Source organism: Cytophaga sp., from assembly GCF_051961495.1.
In the GTDB taxonomy this organism is placed as follows: domain Bacteria; phylum Bacteroidota; class Bacteroidia; order Cytophagales; family Cytophagaceae; genus Cytophaga.
In genome coordinates, this window is record NZ_JBQCDF010000230.1 from 1 (window position 1) to 3,774 (window position 3,774).

Annotated in this window: 3 protein-coding genes and 1 pseudogene; 3 read left to right on the top strand and 1 reads right to left on the bottom strand. The window is 42.9% G+C overall.

The features are described from left to right. Nucleotides 1–398, bottom strand: a pseudogene (locus ACTHJT_RS12795) (patatin-like phospholipase family protein); the annotation flags it as partial. Between the two features lie 147 nt (nucleotides 399–545). On the opposite strand from ACTHJT_RS12795, the gene lepA reads away from it, so the two are divergent. The 3 genes from lepA to ACTHJT_RS12810 form a co-directional block, all read left to right on the top strand. Beyond that, complete coding sequence (gene lepA, locus ACTHJT_RS12800; RefSeq protein WP_440238774.1) at nucleotides 546–2,336, top strand: translation elongation factor 4; 1,791 nt, start codon at nucleotides 546–548, stop codon at nucleotides 2,334–2,336. Nucleotides 2,337–2,496: 160 nt separating this feature from the next. Beyond that, a complete protein-coding gene (folD, locus tag ACTHJT_RS12805) occupies nucleotides 2,497–3,369 on the top strand; it encodes a bifunctional methylenetetrahydrofolate dehydrogenase/methenyltetrahydrofolate cyclohydrolase FolD (protein ID WP_440238776.1) in 873 nt (290 codons plus the stop codon). 41 nt (nucleotides 3,370–3,410) lie between these two features. Beyond that, a partial coding sequence (locus ACTHJT_RS12810; RefSeq protein ID WP_440238778.1) for a 7-carboxy-7-deazaguanine synthase QueE occupies nucleotides 3,411–3,774 on the top strand: 364 nt, incomplete at its 3' end.

Sequence of the window (3,774 nt, forward strand, 5' to 3'; positions counted from 1 at the left end):
TGAATAATATTTATGATATAAATAACACTGAACAGTATTGGTACAAAGCTGTTGTTCAGACAAAAGGTTGAAAACGGCTTTGGCGTGGCACCCAGGAACGGGAATTTATAACTGTCAAGGATATATATAGTTATATGATAGGAGGTAATAAAGATCCCGATGGAAACACCAATGATAAAGAAGCTTTTGAAATTGGTCTGCGATAAGTATTCCGGATCTAAGAATAAGTACGGGATACCAATGATATCGCCAAACTGTCTTGTTACAAAACCCAATAAAATGATCCAGATGAAAAGTAGTATCTGATTCTTTTTAACATTATTCAACATTAACTGAACCGGAAAAGAGTAGTACACTTTTTGAATCCATTCCCCAAATGGGTGTTTTGGCTGGTTCATGTTACTGATTAGAAGGTTTAAATATGAAAATTATAAATATTTCAATAATACGTATTTGTTTCTATCTAATCAAACGAGAGATTGCGTTGATAAGATACACGGTTTTCTGCGTTTAAATCATTAAATTTGTGTAAGAAGAGTAGGTAGATGGAAAACATTCGTAATTTCTGCATTATTGCACATATTGACCATGGTAAAAGTACCTTGGCAGACAGACTATTAGAATTCACAAGCACCGTATCAAACCGCCAGATGCAGGCGCAGGTACTGGACGACATGGATCTGGAAAGAGAACGCGGCATCACAATTAAAAGTCATGCCATTCAGATGAATTATATTTTTGAAGGACAAAAATATATTCTGAACCTGATTGATACACCGGGCCACGTTGATTTTTCCTATGAAGTTTCAAGATCCATAGCAGCCTGCGAAGGCGCCTTGCTGATTGTTGATGCCGCACAGGGAATCGAAGCTCAGACGATATCAAATCTGTACCTGGCACTGGAAAATGATCTGGAGATCATTCCGGTACTGAATAAAATTGACTTGCCGGGTGCCATGCCGGAAGAAGTAAAAGACCAGGTAGTAGACCTGCTTGGTTGTGACCGCGACAGCATCATACCTGCCAGTGGTAAAGAAGGTATCGGTATTTACGATATTCTTGAAGCCATTATCAAACGCATTCCACCGCCGAAGGGCGATCCACAAGCACCTTTACAGGCATTGATCTTCGATTCTCAGTTCAACTCGTTCAGGGGAATTGAAGTTATCTTCCGTATTTATAACGGAACAATCAGAAAAGGAGATAAAGTTAAATTCATCAACATCGGAAAGGAATACCATGCAGATGAAATTGGTATTCTGAAACTGCAGCAGGAACCGCAGCAGGAAATGAGCGCCGGGAATGTAGGCTATATTATTTCCGGTATCAAAGATGCCAAAGACGTTAAAGTAGGTGATACCATCACACACGTAAGCAAGCCGGGCGAAGCTATTAAAGGTTTTGCCGATGTGAAACCGATGGTATTTGCCGGGATTTACCCGGTTGAAACCAGTGAGTTTGAAGACCTGCGTGCTGCCATGGAAAAGCTGCAGCTGAATGATGCTTCTCTGGTTTGGGAACCCGAAACCTCCATCGCACTTGGCTTTGGTTTCCGATGCGGATTTTTAGGTATGCTGCACATGGAAATTGTACAGGAGCGTCTGGAACGTGAATTTGACATGACCGTAATTACAACGGTTCCATCGGTTCAGTTCAGAGCATTCTTGACAAAAGGCAATGAGATGGTAATTGTAAATGCACCATCAGACATGCCGGAACCTACTACACTGGATTATATTGAAGAACCTTATATCAAAGCACAGATCATTACCAAAGCTGATTTTGTTGGTCCGGTGATTTCACTGTGTATGGATAAGCGCGGTATCATTACCAACCAGACATACCTGACTTCGGATCGTGTTGAATTAACCTTTGAGCTTCCGCTGGCAGAGATTGTATTCGATTTCTTCGATAAATTAAAAACAATCTCGAAGGGATATGCTTCACTGGATTATGAACTGATCGGTTTCCGTGAATCGAATGTGATCAAGCTTGATATCATGCTGAATGGCGAGAAGGTAGATGCCTTGTCTGCCATTGTGCACAGAGATAAAGCCTATGATTGGGGCAAGCGTTTGTGTGAAAAACTGAAAGACCTGATCCCGATGCAGATGTTCGAGATCGCTGTACAGGCAGCAATCGGACAAAAGATCATTGCCCGTGAAACCGTAAAGGCGATGCGTAAAAACGTATTGGCAAAATGTTACGGTGGTGATATTTCCCGTAAGAGAAAACTATTGGAAAAGCAGAAGAAAGGTAAGAAACGTATGCGCCAGGTAGGTAACGTGGAGATTCCACAGGCGGCGTTCATGGCCATTCTGAAACTGGATCAGTAAAAAGCCGAAAGCTTTTTAGCCTAAAGCTAAAGGCTGAAAGCTTAATGCTTTGCGTTTGTAAAGTTGAAAACCTTTCTCATAGACAGGTTGGGATTAAATTAAATAATTTAAAAATAAAGCTACGAAGCCTTAGGCCTTTAGCGTTAAGCATTAAGCTTGTATGCAATTACTAGACGGTAAAATCACTTCCGATCAGATTAAGGAAGAATTAAAGAATAAAGTTGAAGCCATTAAAGTCAAAGGTGGCAAAATACCACACCTGGCTGCTGTGTTGGTAGGTGATAGCGGCGCAGCTGTTACGTATGTGAATGCAAAAGTTAAAGCCTGCGAACAGGTTGGTTTTAAATCCACATTGGTAAAACTTCCGGATACGATCAGCGAGGCGGATCTGCTGGCGAAAGTTGCTGAGCTGAATGCGGATAAAGACATTGACGGATACATTGTGCAGCTGCCTTTACCGAAACACATTGATGAACATAAAGTAACTGAAGCAATCTCCCCGGATAAGGATGTAGATGGTTTCCACCCTACGAGCTTAGGCAGAATGGTATTGAACCTGCCAACATATTTGCCGGCAACTCCTTACGGCATCATGCAGTTGCTGGAGCGCAACGGCATCGAAACAGCAGGTAAACACTGCGTGGTAATGGGCAGAAGTCATATCGTTGGTTCACCAATGAGTATCCTGATGGCCCGCAATACCAATCCCGGAAATGCTACAGTAACCATTGTACACTCCCGGACAAAGAACCTGAAAGAATTAACCCTGCAGGCAGATATATTGATTGTGGCAATTGGTAAACCGGAATTTGTTACTGCCGATATGGTAAAAGAAGGTGCCGTAGTTGTGGATGTGGGTATTCACCGCATCAATGATTCTTCTAAAAAATCAGGGTTCAGATTGCTGGGTGATGTGAAGTTTGATGAGGTGGCTCCTAAAACTTCTTATATTTCACCTGTACCGGGCGGCGTTGGTCCAATGACTATAGCTTCTTTATTAATGAATACACTGCAGGCTGCTGCGTTAAAATAGATACCTTGCAAGTTTCTCCATCCATACAATCCTTACCTGTCATGGAGTCCTTCTACACCATTCAGGGAGAAGGACATTACCAGGGCAGAGCCGCTTACTTTATCCGCCTGGCCGGTTGTGATGTAGGCTGTCATTGGTGTGATGTGAAGGAATCCTGGGATGCCGCCCAGCACCCGATGCAAACGGTAGAGCACATGGTGGCAGAAGCGGCAGCTTTTACCGGTCGTATTGCTGTTATTACCGGCGGCGAACCATTGATGCACGATCTAACCAATCTTACCGCTCAGTTAAAGAAAGAAGGTTTCCGTAACCATATTGAAACAAGCGGTGCGCACCCCTTATCCGGCCAGTGGGACTGGATCTGTCTGTCGCCGAAAAAGTTCAAGGCTCCTCTGGATTCTGTGA

Bases quoted from the DNA above. Each gene is read 5' to 3' on its own strand.
- lepA (WP_440238774.1), top strand. From the start codon at position 546: ATGGAAAACATTCGTAATTTCTGCATTATTGCACATATTGACCATGGT.
- folD (WP_440238776.1), top strand. From the start codon at position 2,497: ATGCAATTACTAGACGGTAAAATCACTTCCGATCAGATTAAGGAAGAA.